General features: G+C 71.9%; 15 protein-coding genes. 7 read left to right on the forward strand and 8 right to left on the reverse strand.

The annotated features are described in order from the left end of the window. Positions 1-20: 20 nt before the first annotated feature. Positions 21-1544, reverse strand: a complete 1524-nt coding sequence (locus ACFW6A_RS05815; RefSeq protein ID WP_386638907.1) for an alpha-N-arabinofuranosidase — start codon at positions 1542-1544, stop codon at positions 21-23. Between the two features lie 229 nt (positions 1545-1773). Here ACFW6A_RS05815 and ACFW6A_RS05820 point away from each other — a divergent pair, with 229 nt between their 5' ends. After that, positions 1774-2580, forward strand: coding sequence for an MBL fold metallo-hydrolase (locus ACFW6A_RS05820; RefSeq protein WP_351847286.1), 807 nt, complete (start codon positions 1774-1776; stop codon positions 2578-2580). A 108-nt stretch (positions 2581-2688) separates the two neighbouring features. On the opposite strand, the gene ACFW6A_RS05825 is transcribed toward ACFW6A_RS05820, so the two are convergent. After that, positions 2689-5604: a glycoside hydrolase family 48 protein gene (locus ACFW6A_RS05825; protein WP_351847288.1), complete on the reverse strand. Its 2916-nt coding sequence runs from the start codon at positions 5602-5604 to the stop codon at positions 2689-2691. Between the two features lie 314 nt (positions 5605-5918). Here ACFW6A_RS05825 and ACFW6A_RS05830 point away from each other — a divergent pair, with 314 nt between their 5' ends. Together ACFW6A_RS05830 and ACFW6A_RS05835 are read left to right on the forward strand one after the other, a co-directional pair. Next, complete coding sequence (locus tag ACFW6A_RS05830) at positions 5919-7484, forward strand: cellulase family glycosylhydrolase (protein WP_386638910.1); 1566 nt, start codon at positions 5919-5921, stop codon at positions 7482-7484. Positions 7485-7537: 53 nt separating this feature from the next. Then, positions 7538-9292: a glycoside hydrolase family 6 protein gene (locus ACFW6A_RS05835; RefSeq protein WP_386638913.1), complete on the forward strand. Its 1755-nt coding sequence runs from the start codon at positions 7538-7540 to the stop codon at positions 9290-9292. 119 nt (positions 9293-9411) lie between these two features. Here the strand turns inward: ACFW6A_RS05835 and ACFW6A_RS05840 are convergent, their stop codons facing one another. Beyond that, positions 9412-10434, reverse strand: coding sequence for a LacI family DNA-binding transcriptional regulator (locus ACFW6A_RS05840; RefSeq protein WP_351847374.1), 1023 nt, complete (start codon positions 10432-10434; stop codon positions 9412-9414). A gap of 422 nt (positions 10435-10856) precedes the next feature. Here ACFW6A_RS05840 and ACFW6A_RS05845 point away from each other — a divergent pair, with 422 nt between their 5' ends. From ACFW6A_RS05845 to ACFW6A_RS05860, 4 genes are all read left to right on the forward strand, one after another. After that, the gene (locus ACFW6A_RS05845; RefSeq protein WP_351847295.1) at positions 10857-12194 is read left to right on the forward strand and encodes an ABC transporter substrate-binding protein; all 1338 of its coding nucleotides are present in this window, start codon (positions 10857-10859) and stop codon (positions 12192-12194) included. Positions 12195-12285: 91 nt separating this feature from the next. Beyond that, complete coding sequence (locus ACFW6A_RS05850) at positions 12286-13296, forward strand: sugar ABC transporter permease (protein WP_351847298.1); 1011 nt, start codon at positions 12286-12288, stop codon at positions 13294-13296. 3 nt (positions 13297-13299) lie between these two features. Further along, positions 13300-14214, forward strand: coding sequence for a carbohydrate ABC transporter permease (locus tag ACFW6A_RS05855; protein ID WP_386479401.1), 915 nt, complete (start codon positions 13300-13302; stop codon positions 14212-14214). Between the two features lie 107 nt (positions 14215-14321). Further along, the gene (locus ACFW6A_RS05860) at positions 14322-15764 is read left to right on the forward strand and encodes a GH1 family beta-glucosidase (RefSeq protein ID WP_351847304.1); all 1443 of its coding nucleotides are present in this window, start codon (positions 14322-14324) and stop codon (positions 15762-15764) included. A gap of 64 nt (positions 15765-15828) precedes the next feature. Here ACFW6A_RS05860 and ACFW6A_RS05865 read toward each other — a convergent pair whose 3' ends face one another. The 5 genes from ACFW6A_RS05865 to ACFW6A_RS05885 form a co-directional block, all read right to left on the reverse strand. Further along, entirely contained in the window at positions 15829-16299 is a 471-nt protein-coding gene (locus ACFW6A_RS05865) for a hypothetical protein (RefSeq protein WP_351847306.1), read from the reverse strand. A gap of 148 nt (positions 16300-16447) precedes the next feature. Continuing rightward, a complete protein-coding gene (locus tag ACFW6A_RS05870) occupies positions 16448-17176 on the reverse strand; it encodes a helix-turn-helix domain-containing protein (protein ID WP_351847309.1) in 729 nt (242 codons plus the stop codon). A 210-nt stretch (positions 17177-17386) separates the two neighbouring features. Then, positions 17387-18265: a geranyl diphosphate 2-C-methyltransferase gene (locus ACFW6A_RS05875; protein WP_351847313.1), complete on the reverse strand. Its 879-nt coding sequence runs from the start codon at positions 18263-18265 to the stop codon at positions 17387-17389. A gap of 26 nt (positions 18266-18291) precedes the next feature. Continuing rightward, on the reverse strand, positions 18292-19533 hold the full coding sequence (locus tag ACFW6A_RS05880; protein WP_386638916.1) for a family 2 encapsulin nanocompartment cargo protein terpene cyclase: 1242 nt from the start codon (positions 19531-19533) through the stop codon (positions 18292-18294). 55 nt (positions 19534-19588) lie between these two features. Next, positions 19589-20998, reverse strand: a complete 1410-nt coding sequence (locus tag ACFW6A_RS05885; RefSeq protein ID WP_351847317.1) for a family 2B encapsulin nanocompartment shell protein — start codon at positions 20996-20998, stop codon at positions 19589-19591. Positions 20999-21447: the final 449 nt, after the last annotated feature.

Here is a 21447-nt window from a genome sequence, read left to right on the forward strand (position 1 = left end):
GAAAGGATTCAAAGAGAGGGTCAGGCGAGCCGGATGACGTTCCACGACATCGGCTCCAGGACGGCGCTCAGCACGCCGTCCGCGAGCTCCGCGCCGGCCGCTTCGCGGGGCGCCACCCGGTCCGGCTCGGCCAGGGTGTTGCACGCCTCCGGATCGGCGTCGGCGAGCACGCTGTGCTCCACCACCTCCGCCAGGCCGAAGCCGCGCAGGGTCACGTCGAGCGGCAGCGGCCGGTGCCGGTCGCGGTTGACCGCGAAGACCGTCACGCCGCCGTCCTCGGCCCGTACGGCGGTCGCGTGCAGCAGCGGCACCTCGCCGTACTTCTCGGTGCGGTGCGCGGGCGAGACCGGGCGCACGTCGAGGACGGTGCCGCGGCCGTACCGCGCGGCCTGCGCGAAGGGGAAGAAGGTGGTCTGCCGCCAGGCGGGGCCGCCCGGCTCGGTCATGATCGGCGCGATCACGTTCACCAGCTGGGCGAGACAGGCCACCGCGATCCGGTCGGCGTGCCGCAGCAGCGTGATGAGGAGCGAGCCGAAGACGACCGCGTCGGTGACCGTGTAGACGTCCTCCAGGAGGCGCGGGGCCTCCTGCCAGTCCTCGAAGGGGTGCGGGTTGGGGCGGCGCTGGTACCAGACGTTCCACTCGTCGAAGGAGAGGGTCAGCCGCTTCGGCGACTTGAGCCGGGCGCCGACGTGGTCGCAGGTGGCGACCACCTCCTCGATGAAGGCCTCCATGTGGACGGCGGAGGCCAGGAAGGAGTCCCGGTCCCCGTCGGTCTCCTCGTAGTAGGCGTGCAGCGAGACGTGGTCGACCACCTCGTACGTCTCCGCCAGCACGGTCGCCTCCCAGGCGGCGAAGGTCGGCAGGTCGCGGGCGGAGCTTCCGCAGGCGACGAGTTCGAGGTCCGGGTCGATCTGGCGCAGGGCCCGGGCGGTCTGGGCGGCGAGCCGGCCGTACTCCTCGGCCGTCTTCTGTCCGGTCTGCCAGGTGCCGTCCATCTCGTTGCCGAGGCACCACAGGCGGATGCCGAAGGGATCCTTGTCGCCGTGCGCGATCCGGAGGTCCGAGAGCGCGGTGCCGGCGGGGTGGTTGGCGTACTCGACGAGGTCCATGGCCTCCGCGATGCCGCGGGTGCCGAGGTTGACCGCCATCATCGGCTCCGCCCGGGGACCGAGCTTCCGCAGGAAGGCCATGAACTCGCTCAGGCCGAAACGGTTCGTCTCGGTGGAGCGCCAGGCGACGTCGAGCCGCCGCGGCCGCTGCTCCACCGGTCCGACGCCGTCCTCCCACCGGTACCCGGAGACGAAGTTGCCGCCGGGGTAGCGCACGGCGGTGACGCCCAGCTCGCGGACCAGCTCCAGGACGTCGGTGCGCAGCCCGTCCTCGTCGGCGGCGGGGTGGCCGGGCTCGAAGATGCCCGTGTAGACGCAGCGCCCGAGGTGCTCGACGAAGGAGCCGTACAGGCGGGGGTCGACGGGACCGACGGTGAAGTCGGGGTCGAGGGTGAAACGGGCGGTGCGGGCGGGGCGTTCGGGGTGGGACACGCGATTCCCTCTCGTTCGGTGCGTTCGAAATATCGACCAGCGGTCGTATGTCCGAACGAGAACGTAGGAGGGCGATCCGCGCGCGTCAATGGACCCCCGGAGCGCGCACCGGGGGGCGACGGTTCCGCGGCGGCGAGCGGGGAAACCGCCGGGCGGGGGCGGGGAACGGCCCGGCGGGGAGGGCGGAACGCCTGGCGGCGGGCGGGCCCGCGGTGGCAGCATCTGGCGGATGCTCCCTTCCCTCCGGGTCGGCCCCCACACGGTCATCGCGCTCTCCGACGGCGCGGGCCCCTTCTTCGCCCCCAGGACCGAGGCGTTCCCCGACGCCACCGACGAACAGTGGGCGGCGGCCGACCGCTTCGACCCCGGCGCGCTCGACGCCGAAGGGCGCTGGTGGCTCCGGTTCCGCGCGTTCGCGATCCGCGGCGAGCACGGGGTGACGCTGGTGGACGCGGGGATCGGCCCGGCCGACAGCCCGGCGGCGGCCTGGGCGCCCGTACCCGGGGTGCTCCCGGAGGCGCTCGCCGCCGCGGGGATCGCTCCGTCCGACGTGGACACGGTGGTGCTCACGCACCTGCACACCGACCACGTGGGCTGGGCCGTCGTCGGCGGGGAGGGGGCGGCCCGGCCGTTCTTCCCGAACGCCGAGTACCTGCTCCAGCGGGCCGAACTGGACGCGATCGACGCGATCAACCCCCAGCTGCGGTCCCGGCTCGTCGACCCGCTGCGCAGCACCGGGCGGCTGCGGCTGCTCGACGGCGACGCCCCGCTGCGCGGCGGCGGGCGCGTGATCGCCACGCCCGGCCACACGCCGGGGCACCAGAGCGTGCTCGTCTCCGCCGGGCGCGAGAGCGTCGCCGTCACCGGCGACCTGCTGGTCCACGCCGTCCAGCTGCTCCACCCCGCACTCGCCTACGCCCACGAGATGGACCCCGCGCGGGCACGGGAGTCGAGGGAGCGCGTGCTGCGCGCCCGGGAGGCCGGCGTCCTCCACCTCGCGACGCCGCACCTGACCGAGCCGTTCGTCGCCCGCTGACCCGCCCCCGCCGGCCGGGCCGGGAGAGCGCGAGGGCCGGGCGGGCCCCCTTCGGGGTCCGCCCGGCCTCGATGTCGTACGCGGAGCCCGCTCGCGCGGGGCGGGCTGTTATTCGAGCAGCTCCGCGTACGAGCCCATGGCCAGGGCGATGTCCGCCTGGGCCCAGAACCGGTGGTAGGTGAAGACGGGGGCGGCGCCGCCCGCCAGGTAGGCCTCGATCTTCGGCCAGGCCGGGTCGTCCTGGTAGAAGGAGCGGATCGAGGCGAAGGTGGAGGTGTTGTTCACCGCGTCGCCGTTCGGCATCACGCCGGTCCAGCCGCTCGGCACGTAGACCGGGTCGTCGAAGCGGTTGTAGTCGGCGCGGGTCTCCTCGACGGCGATGCCCAGCGGGTCCTGGTGGTGGTCCCACATGCCGTCGAGCAGGGCCTTGGCGACCCGCTTGGCCTCCGCGTGGCCGGACTTGGCCGCGTAGTAGGTAAGGGTCTTGGCGTAGGCGGCGGCGACGCCGACGTCGTTGGTGTAGTCGGCGACGGTGACGTGCAGGCCGGTGTTGGCGCCGGGGTTCGCCGCGTTCCAGGTGTCGGGCGCGCCGGACCACTGGAGGGTGGACGGGATGCGGAAGGTGCCGTCGGGGTTGATCGTGGTCTTGGACAGGGCCCAGGAGACCCACTTGTCGAGGACGGTCTTCGCCTCGGCGTCGCCGGTCTGCTGGTAGTACTCGGCGACGCGCTCCATCGACCAGGCCTGGAAGCCGAACCACTGGTTCGACGCCGGGTCGTGGTAGACGGGCTTCTCGTCGTAGTACATGCCGTGGAAGGTGGGGGTGCCGGCCGGCGGGGTGGCGTAGCGGCCCTGCCAGCTGTTGGTGGCGCCGCCCGCGATGGCGCCCTCGCTGGACTGGAGCCAGCGGTAGAACTCCAGCTGCCGGTCGAGGCTGGTGGCCCAGTCCGCTTGTCCGGTGGCCGACTTGGGCTTGAGCGGGGCGTACTCGCTGAGCGCGTACGCGGCGAGCGGGTTCTGATAGCCGCTGTGGTTGTGGCTGGAGCCGATCCGCCAGGACCAGCCGGCGGAGGTGTCGACGGCGCCGCCCCAGGCGTAGTACCAGGACATCAGGTAGTGGGCGCTGTCCTTGCCGGTGCCGGCCGGGCAGGCGGTCGGGCCGACGCAGTTCCCGATCTTCTTGAAGTACTTGTCGAACATGGCGTACCGCAGGTAGTCGCCCATCTTGGCGGCCTTGCCGACGGTGGCCGAGACCTGCGCGCCCTTGCCCTGCTCCTTGGCCCAGAGGTCGGCCCAGTAGGCGGCCTGGACGGCGCGGGCGTCGGCGTCGGGGGCGTTGGTGTACTTCCACTGCTTGGCGTAGGAGGCGTCCCCGGTGAAGATGTCGAGGTAGCCGTTCTTGCCGCCGTACGAGAAGTTGTCGCAGGTCGGGTGGGTGACGGTCTCCCAGACGGACTCCTGCGGGCCGCGCTGGAAGGTGTTGATGTAGGAGGGGCCGGTCGCCGTCGGTCCTGCGGAGCACTTGCCGGGTTCGTTGCCGAAGCCGTAGACGTTGTCGACGTCCTGGATCCAGTGCATGCCGTAGATGTCGTCGGTGCCGTACGCGCTCTTCAGCTCGGCCGCGATCGGGTCGGAGCCGGAGGTGACGCCGGAGTCCAGCTTCGCCGGGTACTGCGAGGGGAGGTCCCACTCGGGGGCGTAGGTGGCGGGCTTCGAGGCGTTGTAGGAGGAGTTCGTCGGCTGGTCGGCGTGGGTCGGGATCATGAACTTCTCCATGGTGTCCCACGCGCCGTTGAACTTGGTCCAGTCGCCGGTGATCCTGCCGTACATGGCCTGGAGCCAGATGAGGTAGCTGTACGCCTCCGAGGTCGTCTCGTGCCCGTGGTCGGGTGCCTCGACGATCAGGGTCTCGACGGAGTGGTACGGGATGCCCTCGGGCGAGAAGTAGCCGTTGGCCGGGTTGGTGATCTTCCCGTACAGGTCGAGGAAGCGGGCGTCGTAGGTGGAGTCCGCGGCGAGCTGGGTGGCCTGCACCTCGGCCTTGGCGTGGCCGGGGGCGGTCGCCGTGAAGACGGCGACGCCGGTGCCGGTGGCGGCGGCGGTGACGGTCACCTTCTGGGCGGTGTTCCAGTTCGCCGGGGTGAAGGTGAGCGTGGCCGGGGACGCCGTCAGGCCGGTGTTCCCGGAGGTGCGGGCCACGGTGACGGTCACGTTCGCCGCCGGGGCCTTCGACAGCTTGAGGTCGAAGGTGCCGGTGGAGCCCTGGCGGACGGCCAGCCGGCCCGGACTGGCGACGAGCGCGGGGCCCGCGGCGACGGTGATGCCGACCGGGGCGGACTCGGCGGAGGCGCCCTGGCTGTCGTACGCCTTCGCGTAGAGCGAGTGGGCACCGGCCGCGAGGGTCGAGGCGCTGTACGTGAACGGCGCGGTGGTGTCGGTGCCGAGCAGGGTCGTGTCGCTGTAGAACTCGACCTTGTCGACGGTGGCGCCGTCGGCCGCGGCGGCGGTGGCGGCGAGCGGGACGGCGTCGCCCGCGGCGTAGACCGCGCCGGCGGCGGGACTGGTGAGGACGGCGACCGGCGGCTGGTGGGCGCCGGTGCAGGAGGTGCCGTTGACGGCGAAGTCCGTGGGCGCGGCGTTGGTGCCGGTGTAGGTGAACTGGCCGCCGGCCGTGACGGCCGCGCCGGCGGCGACGGTGCCGTTCCAGCCGGCGTTGGTGACCGTCACGTTCCTGCCGGTCTGGGACCAGACGCCGCTCCAGCCGTTGGTGAGCTTCTGGTCACCGGCGTAGGAGTAGGTGAGGGTCCAGCCGTTCAGGGCGGCGGTGCCGCGGTTGGTGAGGGTGAGTTCGGCCGTGAAGCCCGAACCCCAGTCGTTGGTCTTGTAGTCGACGCTGCACTGCACGGCGGCGGCCTGCGCGGTGCCGGCTCCGGCACCGGCGGCCAGCAGGCCGAGGGGGAGCGAGAGCGCGGCGGTCAGGGCGGTGAGGTGCCTGCGTGGGCGGCGTGGTCTCAGGCGTGGCATGCGGGTGGATCTCCTCGCGGCTCGGGAGGTCGGGTGGTGCGAAGAGGGGACCGCACGGAACGCCACGCGGTGCGCGGCGCGGACCGTACGGGGGGTGCGCGAACAAGCCGTGAACCAGTGGGAGCGCTCCCACTGTGCAAGCGTGACGCAACCACGTCAAGACGTGTGAAGAGTCGAAGGCAAACGACGAGCAATTTCCCCAACTCCTCTTTTGCTTGGCCTTGGTTGCCGCTACGGTCTGCCCCGACCAGTGGGAGCGATTCCATCCAGTCGGCACGCCGTAGGGGGCGTGCCCTCGCTGTGAGGACTCGCTCATGCGACATCCCCCACGTCTCACCGCGCTGCTCGCAGGAGCAGCGGTCACGATGGCGAGCACCGCGCTCGCCGTCGTGGGTACGGCCTCAGGAGCCGCGGCCGCACCCGTCTGCACCGTGGAGTACTCGGTCACCAACCAGTGGACCGGAGGCTTCCAGGGTGCCGTCACCGTCACCAACAACGGCACCGAGCTGAACGGCTGGAGCCTCGGCTTCTCCTTCCCCGCCGGCCAGCGGGTCAGCCAGGGCTGGGGCGGCAAGTGGACCCAGTCCGGCGCCGCCGTCACCGTGACCAACGAGAGCTGGAACGGCCGGCTCGGCGCCGGCGCGGAGGCGACCACGGGCTTCATCGCCTCGTGGACGGGGGCCAACACGGCCCCCACCGCGTTCACGCTCGGCGGTGTGCCCTGCGACACGGAGGGGCCGACCACCCCTCCCACCGGCACCCCGCCGACCGATCCGCCCACGACTCCCCCGACCGATCCCCCGACCACGCCGCCCACCACTCCCCCGACCACCCCGCCCACCTCGCCGCCGCCGACCCCGGTCGCCGGCGCGCCCGAACTCACCGTCACCGGCAACAAGTTCACCGACCAGAACGGCGCGGTCCGCCGGCTCCTCGGCGTCAACCGCTCCGGCGGCGAGTTCATGTGCGTCCAGGGCTACGGCATCTGGGACGGTCCGGCGGACGACGCCTCCGTCCGGGCGATCGCCGACTGGAAGGCCAACACGGTCCGCATCCCCCTCAACGAGGAGTGCTGGCTGGGCCTGGACAACGTCAAGCCCGAGTACCGGGGCGCGAACTACGTCGACGCCGTGAAGGACCTGGTGGCCAAGGTCCTCGCCCACGGCATGACCCCGGTCGTCGAACTGCACTGGACGCACGGCCAGTACACCGGCAACTCCTCGGGCTGCGCCGACGTGCACGCCACCTGCCAGAAGCCGATGCCGAACGCCCGGTACACCCCGGCGTTCTGGACCTCGGTCGCGAACACCTTCAAGAACGACAAGCGGGTCGTCTTCGACCTCTTCAACGAGCCCTACCCGGACCGGGCGACCTCCACCGCGACCCAGGCATGGACCTGCTGGCGCGACGGCGGCACCTGCCCCGGCATCGGGTACGAGGTCGCCGGCATGCAGGACCTGGTGGACGCGGTCCGCGCCACGGGGGCGAAGAACCTCGTCCTCGTCCCGGGCATCGCGTACTCCAACGACCTCAGCCAGTGGCCGGCGTACCGCCCCACCGACCCGGCGCAGAATCTCGGCGCCGCCTGGCACGTCTACAACTTCAACACCTGCTCCACCGAGACGTGCTGGAACGACACGCTCGCCCCCGTCGCCGCGCAGGTGCCCCTGCTCGCCGGCGAGATCGGCGAGAACACCTGCGGACACGCGTTCGTCGACCGCGTCATGAAGTGGTTCGACGACCGCGGGCTCTCGTACCTGGGCTGGACCTGGAACACCTGGAACTGCAACTCGGGTCCCGCGCTGATCAGTTCGTACGACGGCACGCCCACCGCGTTCGGGATCGGGCTGCGCGACCACCTGCGCGCGATCGTCCCGTGACCGCCGCCCGTTCCGTACACCCCGTGAATCCCCCGAAAGGAAACCCCACTCCCATGAGCCGCACCAGCCATACCGCCCTCCTGGCGGCCCTCGGCCTCATCACCGCGACCGGAGCGACCGCCACGGTCTTCGGCGCCACCGCCGGCGCAGCCACCCCGGGCTGCAAGGTCGACTACAGCATCACCAACCAGTGGAACACCGGCTTCGGCGCCAACGTCGTCGTCACCAACACCGGCGACCCGACCACCGCGTGGACGCTGGAGTGGAGCTACGCCGGCAACCAGCAGGTCACCCAGGGCTGGAACGCCACCATCACCCAGTCCGGCACGGCCGTCACCGCCAAGAGCCTCTCCTACAACGGCACGCTGGCCACCGGCGGTTCGACCTCCTTCGGCTTCAACGGCTCCTACAGCGGCACCAACGCGGTGCCCGCGACCTTCAAGCTGAACGGCGTCACCTGCAACACCACCACCCAGCCGACGGACCCGCCGACCACGCCGCCCACCACTCCCCCGACCACCCCGCCCACGACGCCGCCGACCACCCCGCCGCCCGGCCAGAAGGCGGACAACCCGTACGCGGGCGCCAAGGTGTACGTCAACCCCGAGTGGTCGGCGAAGGCCGCGGCCGAGCCGGGCGGCAGCCGGATCTCGAACCAGCCCACCGGCGTGTGGCTGGACCGCACCGCCGCCATCGCCGGCGTCAACGGCGGCATGGGCCTGCGCGCCCACCTCGACGAGGCCCTCAAGCAGAAGGGCGACGGCGAGCTGGTCGTCCAGCTGGTCATCTACAACCTGCCCGGCCGCGACTGTGCCGCGCTCGCCTCCAACGGCGAGCTGGGCCCGACGGAGATCGACAAGTACAAGACGCAGTACATCGACCCGATCGCGGCGATCCTCTCCGACCCGAAGTACGCGGGCCTGCGGATCGTCACCACGGTCGAGATCGACTCGCTGCCGAACCTCGTCACCAACGTCGCCGGGCGTCCCACCGAGACGGCCAACTGCAACGTGATGAAGGAGAACGGCAACTACATCAAGGGCGTCGGCTACGCCCTCAACAAGCTCGGCTCGATCGCCAACGTCTACAACTACGTCGACGCGGGCCACCACGGCTGGCTGGGCTGGGACTCCAACTTCGGCCCCTCCGCCGAGCTGTTCAAGCAGGCCGCGACCGCCGAGGGCTCCACGGTCGCCAACGTCCACGGCTTCATCGTGAACACCGCCAACTACAGCGCCCTGAAGGAGGAGAACTTCAAGATCACCGACAGCGTGAACGGCACCTCCGTCCGCACGTCGAAGTGGATCGACTGGAACCAGTACACCGACGAGCTGTCCTACGCCCAGGCGATGCGCGACAAGCTCGTCACCCTCGGCTTCGACAGCAAGATCGGCATGCTGATCGACACCTCCCGCAACGGCTGGGGCGGCACCGCCCGGCCCACCGGCCCGGGCGCGCTGACCAGCGTCGACACCTACGTGAACGGCGGCCGCTACGACCGCCGCATCCACCTCGGCAACTGGTGCAACCAGTCCGGCGCCGGCCTCGGCGAACGTCCCCAGGCGGCCCCCGCGGCCGGCATCGACGCGTACGTCTGGATGAAGCCCCCGGGCGAGTCCGACGGCGCGTCGAAGGAGATCCCGAACACCGAGGGCAAGGGCTTCGACCGCATGTGCGACCCCACCTACACGGGCAACGCCCGTAACGGCAACAGCATGTCCGGCGCCCTCCCCGACGCCCCCCTCTCGGGCCAGTGGTTCTCGGCCCAGTTCCAGGAACTCATGAAGAACGCGCACCCGGCGCTGTAACCCCTCCGAAACGGGTGCCGTGCCCGGCCCGGCGGGTCCGGGCACGGCGCCCCCGCACGAGGACGCACCCGAGGCCGGACGGGCCCGCAGAGCCCGTCCGGCCTCGGGCGTGCCCGTCGTCAGCAGGACCCCCGCACCACCAGTTCCGTCGGCAGGACGCGCCTCGGGGCGGCTTCGCGGGTGCCCGCCACGTCGTCGAGGAGCATGCGGGCCATGGTGCGGCCCATCTCCTCGATGGGCTGGCGGACGCTGGTGAGCGGGGGGTCCATGAGGCGGGCGACCGGGGAGTCGTCGACGCCGACGAGGGCGACGTCCTCGGGGACGCGGCGGCCCGCCTCGCGCAGCGCGGCGCGGGCGCCGGCCGCCATGACGTCGGAGGCGGCGAAGACGGCGTCCAGGTCGGGGCGGCGTTCCAGGAGGCCGCGCATGGCGCGGCGGCCGCCGTCCTCGGTGAAGTCGCCGGCGGCGACCAGGCCCTCGTCGGGGGCGTGGCCCGCCTCCGCCAGGCCGGCCCGGTAGCCGCCGAGGCGGGCCCGGGCCACGTACATGTCGAGGGGGCCGGTGACGGTGGCGATGCGCTGCCTGCCGCGGCCCACCAGGTGCGCCACGGCGGCGCGGCCGGCCCCGATGTTGTCGGAGTCGACGTAGGGGACGGGTTCGGCCTCGGAGCGGCGGCCGTTCATGACGAGCGGGATGCCGAGTTCGCGGATGCGGTCGGGGAGCGGGTCGTCGCCGTGGACGGAGGCGAGGAGGACGCCGTCGACGCGCTGGGCGGCGAGGTACTGCTCGAAGCGCTGGCGCTCCTGTTCGCTGCGGACCAGGGTGAGCAGGAGCTGTCGGTCCGCCTCGGCGAGTTCGGCGCTGACGCCGCGGATCAGGTCGAGGAAGTAGGGCTCGGCGAAGAGCCGGGCCTCGGCCTCGGGGATGACGAGGGCGACGGCGTCCGTGCGGCTGCCGGCGAGCGCGCGGGCGGCCTGGTTGGGGACGTAGCCCAGCTCGGCGACGGCCCGGGCCACGGCGGCGCGGGTCTGCTCGCTCACCCGCGGGGAGCCGTTGATGACCCGCGAGACGGTGCCCCGGCCGACTCCGGCGCGGGCCGCGACCTGCTCCAGGGTGGGTCTGCTGTTCTGCCGTCCGTTCACCGTCGTCGTGCTCCCCTCGTCGGACCTCGTGCCGCTCACCAGGGCCTCGGTGGGGGCGGGCCCTCCGGCGGGCGGCGCGGGCCGTGCCGGAGGAAGGGGCCCGCGCGGGGCCACACCGGGATGGGAGCGCTCCCACCCTAGAGCACCGCGCTCCTGCCGCGCCACGCGTGCGTTCAGGAGATGACGCGAAGGACCGCATTCCGGTACGGGGAAACCCGCCGAACACCTTCCGGTAACGAAACCGCGTTCATGTCTTGACACCCCCACCCCCCCGGCGGCAACCTTCCGGCAACGACGTGGGAGCGCTCCCATCAGGGGGGCGGCACAGCCTGCATCAGGTCCGGGCAGGGCCCGCCGAGCCGCGAGCAGCCGGCCGGACCTCTTGGCGCACAACGAGCACCACCTTGGACGAGGAGAGTGGAATGCGCACTTCCAGCAGCAGACGCGGACGCCGCACGGCCGCCGCGGCGGTCGCCGCAGTGGTGACCGGCACGGTCCTGCTCACCGGTTGCGGAAGCGACAAGGACGACGAGGCCGGGAAGGACGGCGGGAAGATCACCCTGCGCGTCGGCACCTTCGGGTCCTTCGGCTACGACAACAAGACCGGCGCGAAGCTGTACGCCGAGTACGAGCGGCTCCACCCGAACATCAAGATCGAGGAGTCGAACGTCTCCGACGGTCAGAAGTACTGGGACACCCTGAAGCTGCGCCTCTCCCAGAACAGCGGCGTCGCCGACATCCAGGCCATCGAGGTCGGCTACATCGCCGAGGCCACCGGCGAGAGCATGGCCTCCAAGTGGGTCGACCTGGGCAAGGAGGGCGGCGCCGACACCTCCAAGTTCCTCGACTGGAAGGTCAAGCAGGCCTCCACCGCCGACGGGAAGATCATCGCCCTCGGCACCGACATCGGCCCGATGGCCATCTGCTACAACAAGGACCTCTTCGCCAAGGCCAAGCTGCCCACCGCCCGCGAGGAAGTCGCCAAGCTGTGGGACGGCGACTGGTCCAAGTTCGTCACGGTCGGCGAGACGTACAAGAAGAACGCCCCCGCCGGCACCGCCTTCCACGACTCCGCCAGCGGCCTCTTCAACGCGGTGCTCTCCAGCGACCCCGTCCAGTACGCCAACTCCAGCGGCCAGCTCGACTGGGAGAACAGCCCCGGCGTGAAGAAGGCCTGGGAGCTCGGCGTCAAGGCCGCCGAGGGCGGACTCACCGCCAAGCTGCGCCAGTTCGACGAGAAGGGCACCTGGAACGCGGCCTTCAAGAACTCCAAGTTCGCCACCGTCGCCTGCCCCTCCTGGATGACCGGCATCATCAAGGACCAGGCCGGCCCCGCCAACCAGGGCAAGTGGGACATCGCAGCGCCGCCCGTCGCCGGCAACTGGGGCGGCTCCTTCCTCGCCGTGCCCAAGGCGGGCAAGCACACCAAGGAGGCCGCCGAGCTGGCCGCCTGGCTGACCGCCCCCGAGCAGCACGCCAAGGTCTTCGCGGTGAACGGCAACATCCCGTCCACCAAGGACACCCTCCTCTCGCCCGCGGTGCAGAACGCCAAGATGCCGTACTTCGGCGACACCCCGGTCGGCAAGATCTTCTCCTCCGCCGCGGCCGGCATCACCCCCGCCGTGATCAGCCGCTACGACGGCCAGGTGAAGACCTTCCTCACCGACAACGGCATCCTCGACATCGAGCAGCGGGGCACCGACCCGGCCAAGGCCTGGGAGAACGTCAAGAAGCTGGTCGACGACAAGATCCAGCAGTAGCGGGGACCGCGCGCCGGCCCGCCGCCACCTGCCGGCGGCGGGCCGGCACCGTCCGCACCACCGCACGCATCGACCTGGAAGGACGCCACCCGTGGCCACCTCCGTACGGGCGACGCGGGGCGGCACCCCGCCGCCCGCCGCACCGCCCTCCTCGCCCGCCCCGCGCGGCCGGCGCCGCCGCTCCGGCCCGGGCGGCTGGCGCAGCACCCTGTACCGCTGGGACGTCAAGGCGATCCCGTACGTCTTCATCGCCCCCTTCTTCCTCACCTTCGCCGCCTTCGGCCTCTTCCCGCTGATCTACACCGGGTGGCTGTCGCTGAACCGGGTCGAGCTCGGCGGCACCGCCGAATGGAAGGGCCTGGAGAACTACACCGACCTCGCCACCAGCGAGTTCTTCTGGAACGCCCTCCTCAACACCTTCACCATCGGTGTCATCTCCACCGTCCCGCAGCTGCTGATGGCCCTCGGCCTCGCCCACCTGCTGAACTACAAGCTCCGCGGCCGCGGCTTCTTCCGGGTCGCCATCCTCGCCCCGTACGCCACCTCGATCGCGGCGGCGACGCTGGTCTTCGCCCAGCTCTTCAACACCGACTACGGGATGATCAACGGCATCCTGGACTGGGTCGGGATCGGGCCGGTCGACTGGAACAACTCCAAGTGGCCGGCGCAGATCGCCATCTCCGTCATCGTCACCTGGCGCTGGACCGGCTACAACGCGCTGATCTACCTCGCCGCCATGCAGGCCGTGCCGCAGGACCTCTACGAGGCCGCCTCGCTGGACGGCGCGTCCCGCTGGCGCCAGTTCATCAGCGTCACCATCCCCTCCATCCGGCCGACGATCTTCTTCACGATCATCGTCTCCACCATCGGCGCCACCCAGCTCTTCGGCGAGCCGATGCTCTTCGGCGGCAGCGTCGGCATCAGCGGCGGCAGTGGCCACCAGTTCCAGACCCTGAGCCTCCTGATGTACGAAAAGGGCTGGATCACCGGCGCGCTGGGCTCCGCCTCCGCGATCGCCTGGGTCATGCTGGCGCTCCTGCTGCTCATCGGCGGCATCCAGGCGCTCGTCTCCCGCCGCAACCGCAAGAAGCTGGGGGACTGACCCATGGCCCGCACCCTCGAATCCACCCCGTCCGTCGAGCCCAGGACGCCGGGGGCCCGCCCGGCACGCCGCGGCTTCCGCCAGACGGCGGGCCGGCAGCACCACGCCGGACCGCTCACCTACGTGCTGCTGATCGTCGCGACGGTGGTCTCGCTCTTCCCGCTGTACTGGAACGTGGTCGCCGCCTCGCACACCGGAGACCGCGTCGTCCAGGCGCCGGCGCCGCTGCTGCCCGGCTCCCGGCTGCTCGACAACCTCAGCTTCGCCTGGGACCAGGTCGACATGGGCGAGGCGCTGATCAACACCACGGTCGTGGCGAGCCTGGTGGCCGCCTCCACCGTCCTCTTCTCCACGCTCGCCGGCTTCGCCTTCGCCAAGCTGCCCTTCAAGGGCCGCGGCATGCTGCTCTCGCTGGTGGTCGCCACCATGACGATCCCGCCGCAGCTCAGCGTCATCCCGCTCTACCAGATCATCACCGACCTCGGCTGGTTCGACCAGCTCCAGTCGGTCGTCCTGCCCTCGCTCGTCGCGGCCTTCGGCGTCTTCTTCATGCGCCAGTTCCTCGTCGAGGCGCTGCCCGTCGAGCTGGTCGAGGCGGCCCGGATGGACGGCGCGCACAGCCTGCGCATCATCTGGCACGTGGTCTTCCCGGTGGCCCGCCCGGCCATGGCCGTGCTCGGCATGCTCGTCTTCGTCCAGGCGTGGAACGACTTCTTCTGGCCGTTCATCGCGCTCACCCCGGACGGCAGCCCGACCCTCCAGGTCGCCCTCGCCGGACTCGGCGCCGGCAACCACACCGTCGACCACGCGATCGTCCTGACCGGCGCGCTGATATCGACCGTGCCGCTGCTGCTGGTCTTCGCCTTCCTGGGCAAGCACATCGTGGGCGGCATCACCGCCGGCGCGGTCAAGAGCTGACCCGCCCCACCCCTCTCCGTACCGCAATTCCCGCCGGCCGTACGGGTCCGCCGCAGTCGCCGGACCCGGACGCGCCGGCCCGTACCCCGCGTTGGGAGCGCCCTCCTATGACCGCGTCCGAGACCCGGCCGCTCACCGCCGTCCGCCAGTTCCCCTCCGACTTCCTCTGGGGCGCGGCCACCGCCGCCTACCAGATCGAGGGAGCGGCCCGTGAGGACGGCCGCACCCCGTCCATCTGGGACACCTTCTCGCACACTCCCGGCAAGGTCTTCGAGGGCCACACCGGCGACGTGGCCGTCGACCACTACCACCGGTTCCGCGAGGATGTCGCGCTCATGTCCGAACTGGGCCTGAACGCGTACCGGTTCTCCGTCTCCTGGTCCCGGGTCCAGCCCACCGGACGGGGCCCCGCCGTCCAGAAGGGCCTGGACTTCTACCGCTCGCTCGTGGACGAGCTGCTCGCCGCCGGCATCGAGCCGGCCCTCACCCTCTACCACTGGGACCTCCCGCAGGAGCTGGAGGACGCGGGCGGCTGGCCCGAGCGCGCCACGGCCGAGCGCTTCGCCGAGTACGCGGGCATCGTCGCCGACGCGCTCGGCGACCGCGTCAAGCGGTGGACCACGCTCAACGAGCCCTGGTGCAGCGCCTTCCTCGGGTACGGCTCCGGGGTGCACGCCCCGGGCCGCACCGACCCGGTCGCCGCGCTGCGCGCCGCCCACCACCTCAACCTCGGCCACGGACTCGCCGTCCGGGCGCTGCGGGCCTCGCTGCCGGCGGACCGGCAGATCTCCGTCTCGCTCAACCTGCACGAGGTGCGCCCGCGCAGCGCCTCCGCCGAGGACGTGGAGGCGGCCCGCCGCATCGACGCCGTGGGCAACCGCGTCTGGCTCGGCCCGATGCTGGAGGGGGCCTACCCCGAGGACCTGATCGCGGACACCCGGCACCTCACCGACTGGTCCTTCGTCCAGGACGGCGACACCGCGACGGCCCACCAGCCGCTCGACTTCCTCGCCATCAACTACTACTCCCCCACCCTGGTGGCGCACGTCGCCGAGGGCGAGGAGAAGCCGCAGGACGACGGGCACGGCGACAGCGCCCACTCGCCGTGGCCGGGCGCCGACTCGGTCGCCTTCCACCGGGCGCCGGGCGAGCGGACGGCGATGGGCTGGCCGGTCGACCCGAGCGGCCTGTACGACCTGCTGCGCCGGACCTCCGAGGCGTACCCGGACCTGCCGCTCGTGATCAGCGAGAACGGCGCCGCGTACGAGGACGTGGTCGGCGAGGACGGCGGGGTGCACGATCCCGAGCGCACCGCCTTCGTGCACGCGCACCTGGAGGCGGTGCACCGGGCGATGGCCGACGGCATCGACGTCCGCGGCTACTTCCTGTGGTCGCTGCTCGACAACTTCGAGTGGGCGTACGGCTACGCGAAGCGGTTCGGGATGGTCCGGGTGGACTACGACACCCTGGAGCGCACCCCGAAGACGAGTGCCCGCTGGTACTCCCGGGTGGCGCGGTCGGGCGAGCTGCACGCGCCCGACGCGGTCTGACGGGACGCGGCGAAGGGCCGTGCCGGGTTCACCGGCACGGCCCTCACGCGTTCCCGGGGTGCGATCAGATGTCGACGACCCGGTAGCCGATGACGTAGACGCCGCCGGAGCCCTCGACGGTGCGCCACTGGGTCTCGGCGCCGACCTCGCTGCCGGTGACGAGGGTGGAGCCGAGCTTGTCGTCGCCGCCGAAGGTGTCCTTGTCCCACAGGGTCAGGGTGCGGGCCTGCTCGCGGCCGAGGATGAGGGCGGCGCTGCCGTTGCCGTCGGCCATGGAGCGGACGTAGCCGGAGCCCATCGTCTGGTAGCTGATGCCGTTGCCCGGCCAGACCTTGACGGCGTTGCCGTTGGCGTCGGTGATCTTGAGGTAGGCCTCGTCGTGGTCGCCCTCGCTGTTCTGCTGGCAGTGCAGCTCGAACAGCTCGATCTTCACGTAGTCGATCGGCTCGGCGTGGGCGGTGCCGGCGAAGGCGCCGAGGGTGCCGAGTCCGAGCAGGGCGGTGGCGGCGATGCGTGCGACGCGGTTCTTGCGCATGGTGTGTCTCCCCCGAAGGTGTGTGTTCCCGTTCCTTCTTCGTGCCGTTCCCCCGGCACGTCCCCCACTGTGCCGCCCCTCCCCCGTCCCGTTCTACGCGCGTTCCGCTCAACGGAACCGCTCCCGCGGGGAGTGGGGGCGGGGCCGGTCAGGGGGCGAGCGCGGCCGGCGGGACGGTGCGGTGGGGTACGCCGCGGGCCAGGGCGCGGCCGAGCGCGGCGCCCGCGCCGGCGACGGCCTCGGCGAGGGCGTCGAGCCGCCGTCCGGCCGGGACCATGGCGGCGAGCGCGGCGACGGTCCGGCCGTCCCGGCCCCGGACGGGGAAGGCGGCGCAGCACACCCCCTCCATCACGTCCTCGCGGTCGAGGACGGGCCCGCCCCTGAGGGGTCCGCGCAGCGCGTGGCCGGCGGCGGTGTCGAGGCGGAACGCGGTGCCGTTCCGTACCGGCACCAGGGGCTCCAGCTCGCCCGGCGCCGAGGAGACGACGATGGCCTGGTCCTCGCGCAGGACGGCGAGGACGACGCTGGCGCCGGTCGCGGCCCGCAGCCGCTGCACCGGCAGCCGGGCGGCGAGCCGCAGTCCCGGGTGCGGCTCCCACGCCTGGCCGAGCCGGTAGAGCTGCGGGCCGACGCGGTAGCGCGAGCCGTGCCGCTCCACCGCGCCGACGGCGACCAGCTGGTCGAGCAGCCGGTGGGCGCTGCCCTTCGGCACCCCGCAGGCGAGGGCCAGTTCGGTGACTCCGGCCTCGTCGCCGCAGCGGCGCAGCGCGTCGAGCAGGGCGAAGGCCCCTTCGAGCACGCCCCGGCCGCGGCCCGGCCTGTCCTGTTCCGCGGTCGCGCGCGCGGTGCCGGGTCTCGGGCTCGTCCCGTGGTCCATGGTCGTGTTCCCCCTGTCTGCTCCGCCCGGCCGTCGTCCCCCTGCGGCGCGGCTCCGGGCGCTCCTCCACGATGCCGCAGACCCGGACGAATCACCGAAGGGTTCGGCGCCGGTGCGTCGCGGCCGAGGAGGGCCGGGACCGGCCGGAAAGGGGCGGGGCCGGGCCCGTCGCGGTGGACGGACCCGGCCCGGTGACCGGTGGCGCGGGGGTCAGACGCGGTCGGCGGCGATCAGGACGTACTGGAAGGAGCCGTCCTTGTACGACTCGATGAACGCCTCCTCGATGCCGGTGACGAGCGAGGAGGTGGCGCGCAGCTCCCAGTAGGGCAGCGTGTCGGGGGTCAGGTCGATCACGGCCTGGGGCACCAGGCGGTTGTCGGCCATCGCCTTGAGGTACTCGCGGCGGGAGTGGATGTTGCACTCGAAGTGGGCGTTGATCTGGGAGACCCACTTGGAGGGCTGACCGTACTTCGGGTTCCAGCAGCCGGTGATGGTGACGTAGCGGCCGCCGACCTTGAGGAAGCGGGAGTGCTCGGCCATCAGGTCGTCGAGGTCGACGTACATGCTGGACTCGTTGTTCCAGGAGGCGGTGATGCTGCCCTTCTCGAACGGGGTGTCGAGCATGTTGCAGACCTGGGCGCTGACGTGGTCGTCGATGCCCAGCTCGCGGGCGCGCTTGTTGCCGAACTCGGCCTGGGTGGAGGAGAGGGTGACGCCCCGGACGTGGCAGCCGAAGCGCTGGTGGGCCATGACGCTCGATCCGCCGCGGCCGCAGCCGGCGTCGACGAGGGTGTCGGCCGGGGTGACGGTGCCCAGGTGGTCGAGGAGCACCTCGGTCTGGGCGGACTCCAGGCGGTGCAGCTCGGCGATCAGCTTCTTCTCGTACTCGCTGTCCTCGGGGGTGCCGAGGGCGGCGTGGTCGACGGCGCCGATGCCGTAGTGGTGGTGGTAGAGGCCGTCCACGTCACCGAGGCGCAGGTTCACGGGCCGGGCCTCGGCGTTCCAGTAGCGGGCGATGTCGCCCTGGTACGGCGTCGCCGGGCCGGGGATGGTCGCGGTGGCGTCGGTGGAGGTCAGCTCGGTGGTCACAGAGGGATCCATTTCGGAAGTCGGGTCTACCAGAAGTCGGGCAGGCTGTAGCGGAAGGTGTTGGTCTGGTGCCAGTAGTGGTTGCCGTCGACCCAGGTGGCGACTCCCTTGAGGAAGCGCAGCACGGTGGGGACGGCGAAGGTGGCGGCCACCTCGGCGGCGGCGGTCTCGAAGGCGCGCATGAGGTCGTTGTGGACCTCGATCGCCTTGAGGTAGGCGTCGCGCTCGGAGAGCTTCTCGCGCTCCGCGAGCACCACCGGCAGGTTGAGGTGGACTCCGGGGCTGGAGAGTTCCTTGGTGTAGGAGTACAGGTCGTTGACGATGGTCGTCGCGTTGCCCGCGAGGGCGATGACCCGCTGCATCTCCGGCCTGGCGTGCAGGTCCGCGGGGAGTTCGTAACCGCCGACGGAGTCGGTGATGGTGGGGCAGGGGCGGAAGTTGTTGAACTGGCGCATGGCCAGGTACTCCCACACCTCGGGCACGTGGTCGGTCTCGGCCCAGGCCGCCTCGGCGAGGTAGCCCATGTGGAGCCGGGCCATGTCGTGCCGGAAGCGGTCGGCCTGGGAGGGCGAGGCCGCGCGGACGAAGTAGTCCATGGCGGAGCGGTAGGCGCGGCGCGGGGCGTCCGAGCCGAGCGAGTCCGCCCACGCCGGGGCGTACTCCGGGGTGGTGTGGAGGTGGTCGAGCGCGGTGTGCGCCATGAGGAGGCGGCCGCCGAGGCCGATCGGCGAACCGCCGTGGTCCTCGCAGTAGCAGTCGTCGACGGCGTTCTCGGCCACCATGAGCCGGGTGGCGAGCATGAGGTGGTCGACGGTCGGGGCGTCGGGGTGGCAGGCCACCATGTAGCGCCCGACGGAGAAGCCGTCGAACTGGCCCTCCCACTCGTCGGGGAAGAGCTGGACCTCGTCGACGGCCCAGTCCTTGATCCGGCGGCTGACCTCGTCCACCCGGACCGGGTCCGGGTCCGGGACGGGGTGGAAGTAGAGGCCGGGGATGGGCCGGCCCTCCGCCGCCGAGGGGGCGGCGGGCGCCGGGTCCGGCACCGGAAGGGGGGCCGGGTCCGGCACCGGGAGGGGTGCCGGACGGGCGAAGGACAGACCGGCCGTGCCGAGTCCGCTGGGCCCGCCGGGGATCCAGCGGGGGGCGGCGGGCGGCGCGGGTGCCCCGGCGGCCGGACCGGCGGGGGCCTGGGCGAGGACGTCGGCCCCGAGGCGGGCCGCCGCCGCGGGCAGGTGTGCCGGCAGGGGGGAGAGCCCGGGGTGGGGCATCCGTTGCTCCTTGCTGGGTGGGGCGCCGGTCCCGGGTCCGGGGCCGGCGGTGGCGTCAGTCGCGGCGGCGGGCGATCTGCACGTTCTCCATCACGCCGAGGGCGTCCGGGACGAGGACGGCGGCGGAGTAGTAGGTGGTGACGAGGTACGACATGATCGCCTGCTCGCTGATGCCCATGAAGCGGACGGAGAGGCCGGGCTCGTACTCCTCCGGGAGGCCGGTCTGGCGCAGGCCGATGACGCCCTGGTTCTCCTCGCCGGTGCGCATGGCGATGATGGAGCTGGTCTGCTCCTTGGTGATCGGGATCTTGTTGCAGGGCAGGATCGGGACGCCGCGCCAGGCCGGCACGGACTGGCCGCCGAGGTCGACGTGGTCCGGGTAGAGCCCGCGGGCGTTGAACTCGCGCCCGATGGCGGCGATGGTGCGCGGGTGGGCGAGGAAGAGCTTGGTGCCCCGGCGGCGGCTGAGCAGCTCGTCCATGTCGTCCGGGGTGGGCGGGCCGGAGTGGGTCTGGATGCGCTGCTTGAAGTCGGCGTTGTGCAGGAGGCCGAACTCGCGGTTGTTGACGAGCTCGTGCTCCTGGCGCTCGCGCAGGGCCTCGATGGTCAGGCGGAGCTGCTCCTCCGTCTGGTTGTGCGGGCCGTTGTAGAGGTCGGCGACGCGGGTGTGGACCTTGAGGACGGTCTGCGCGACGGAGAGCTCGTACTCGCGCGGCTTGAGCTCGTAGTCCACGAAGGCGCCGGGGAGCACGGCCTCGCCGACGTGGCCGGAGGACATGGCGATCTCGGCCTCGCCGTGCTTGTTCTGCGCCTGCTCGGGGAGGCTGCTGAACGCGTCGATGTGGGCCTGGAGGGCCGGGGAGCCGGCCATCACCGAGGCGAAGTCGGCGCGGGAGAGGGTCAGGAGGGTGCCGGAGGTCTCGGCGGTGGCGGTGTAGTCCCAGGTGGCGTCCGCGTCGAGGAGGGCGTTCTCGCCGAAGCGGTCGCCGTCGCCGAGGACGGCGACGGCGATGTCGTCGCCGTAGGGGCCCTCGGCGGTCTGGGCGATGCGGCCATGGGCGAGGAGGTGGATCTCGCCGGCCGGGTTGCCGCGGGCGACGATGACGTCGCCGACGGAGAAGTCGCGCTGGACGCAGCGGCCGGCGAGGGCGGCGAGCACCTCGTCGTCGTCGAAGCCGCGCAGCAGGGCGAGCTCGCCGAGCTCGCGGGGGATGACGCGGACGGTGGCGCCGTCCTGGACGAATTCCACGCGTCCGTCGCCGACGGTGTAGCTGAGCCGGCGGTTGACCCGGTAGGCGCCGCCCTTGGTCTCCACCCAGGGGAGCATCCGCAGCAGCCAGCGGGAGGTGATCTCCTGCATCTGCGGGGCGGACTTGGTGGTCGAGGCGAGGTTCCGCGCGGCTTCGGTGCTGAGGGACTGCTGCGGGGGCGCCGCCTGGGCTTCCGGGCTGGTGTCGACGGTCATCGGACCGGGCTCTCCTTAGCGAGGGGACGACCGGGCACGGCGGCACGCCGGACCGGTCGAAGAGGAGGAATGGAGGGAGGTGGTCTGGCCATCCGTCCAGACGGGGGAACAGTAACGGTCCGTCAGCACGGCCCGCCCGGAGAGCCGAGGGGCATTACCTCGATGCAGTGATCTTGTTTCGGGCCCGGTTTACCGGTGCGCCCGCCGGGTTTCCGCCATCCGTCGCGGAGGGGGGACGGCATGCGGGCCGGTGGGGGCCGCGGGCCGGTGTCGCGCCCCGATCGGACGGCATGCGTTCCGGCCACGTCGATGCCGGTGACCCCGTCTTGACAAGCCTCCCCTGCCGTCACACAAGTCAACACGGGCCGTCAACCCGGGCTCCCCGGAACCCCGGTACTCCCCGTCACATCTCTCCCACTCGGACAACTCCCCTTATCGGCTAGGGAGTT

The organism is Streptomyces sp. NPDC058758, assembly GCF_042746075.1.
Classification (GTDB): domain Bacteria; phylum Actinomycetota; class Actinomycetes; order Streptomycetales; family Streptomycetaceae; genus Streptomyces.

Excerpts from the sequence above, each read along its gene's own strand:
- ACFW6A_RS05820 (WP_351847286.1), top strand. The coding sequence starts at position 1,774 with ATGCTCCCTTCCCTCCGGGTCGGCCCCCACACGGTCATCGCGCTCTCC.
- ACFW6A_RS05825 (WP_351847288.1), bottom strand. The coding sequence starts at position 5,604 with ATGCCACGCCTGAGACCACGCCGCCCACGCAGGCACCTCACCGCCCTG.
- ACFW6A_RS05830 (WP_386638910.1), top strand. The coding sequence starts at position 5,919 with ATGCGACATCCCCCACGTCTCACCGCGCTGCTCGCAGGAGCAGCGGTC.
- ACFW6A_RS05835 (WP_386638913.1), top strand. The coding sequence starts at position 7,538 with ATGAGCCGCACCAGCCATACCGCCCTCCTGGCGGCCCTCGGCCTCATC.
- ACFW6A_RS05845 (WP_351847295.1), top strand. The coding sequence starts at position 10,857 with ATGCGCACTTCCAGCAGCAGACGCGGACGCCGCACGGCCGCCGCGGCG.
- ACFW6A_RS05855 (WP_386479401.1), top strand. The coding sequence starts at position 13,300 with ATGGCCCGCACCCTCGAATCCACCCCGTCCGTCGAGCCCAGGACGCCG.
- ACFW6A_RS05860 (WP_351847304.1), top strand. The coding sequence starts at position 14,322 with ATGACCGCGTCCGAGACCCGGCCGCTCACCGCCGTCCGCCAGTTCCCC.
- ACFW6A_RS05865 (WP_351847306.1), bottom strand. The coding sequence starts at position 16,299 with ATGCGCAAGAACCGCGTCGCACGCATCGCCGCCACCGCCCTGCTCGGA.
- ACFW6A_RS05870 (WP_351847309.1), bottom strand. The coding sequence starts at position 17,176 with ATGGACCACGGGACGAGCCCGAGACCCGGCACCGCGCGCGCGACCGCG.
- ACFW6A_RS05880 (WP_386638916.1), bottom strand. The coding sequence starts at position 19,533 with ATGCCCCACCCCGGGCTCTCCCCCCTGCCGGCACACCTGCCCGCGGCG.
- ACFW6A_RS05885 (WP_351847317.1), bottom strand. The coding sequence starts at position 20,998 with ATGACCGTCGACACCAGCCCGGAAGCCCAGGCGGCGCCCCCGCAGCAG.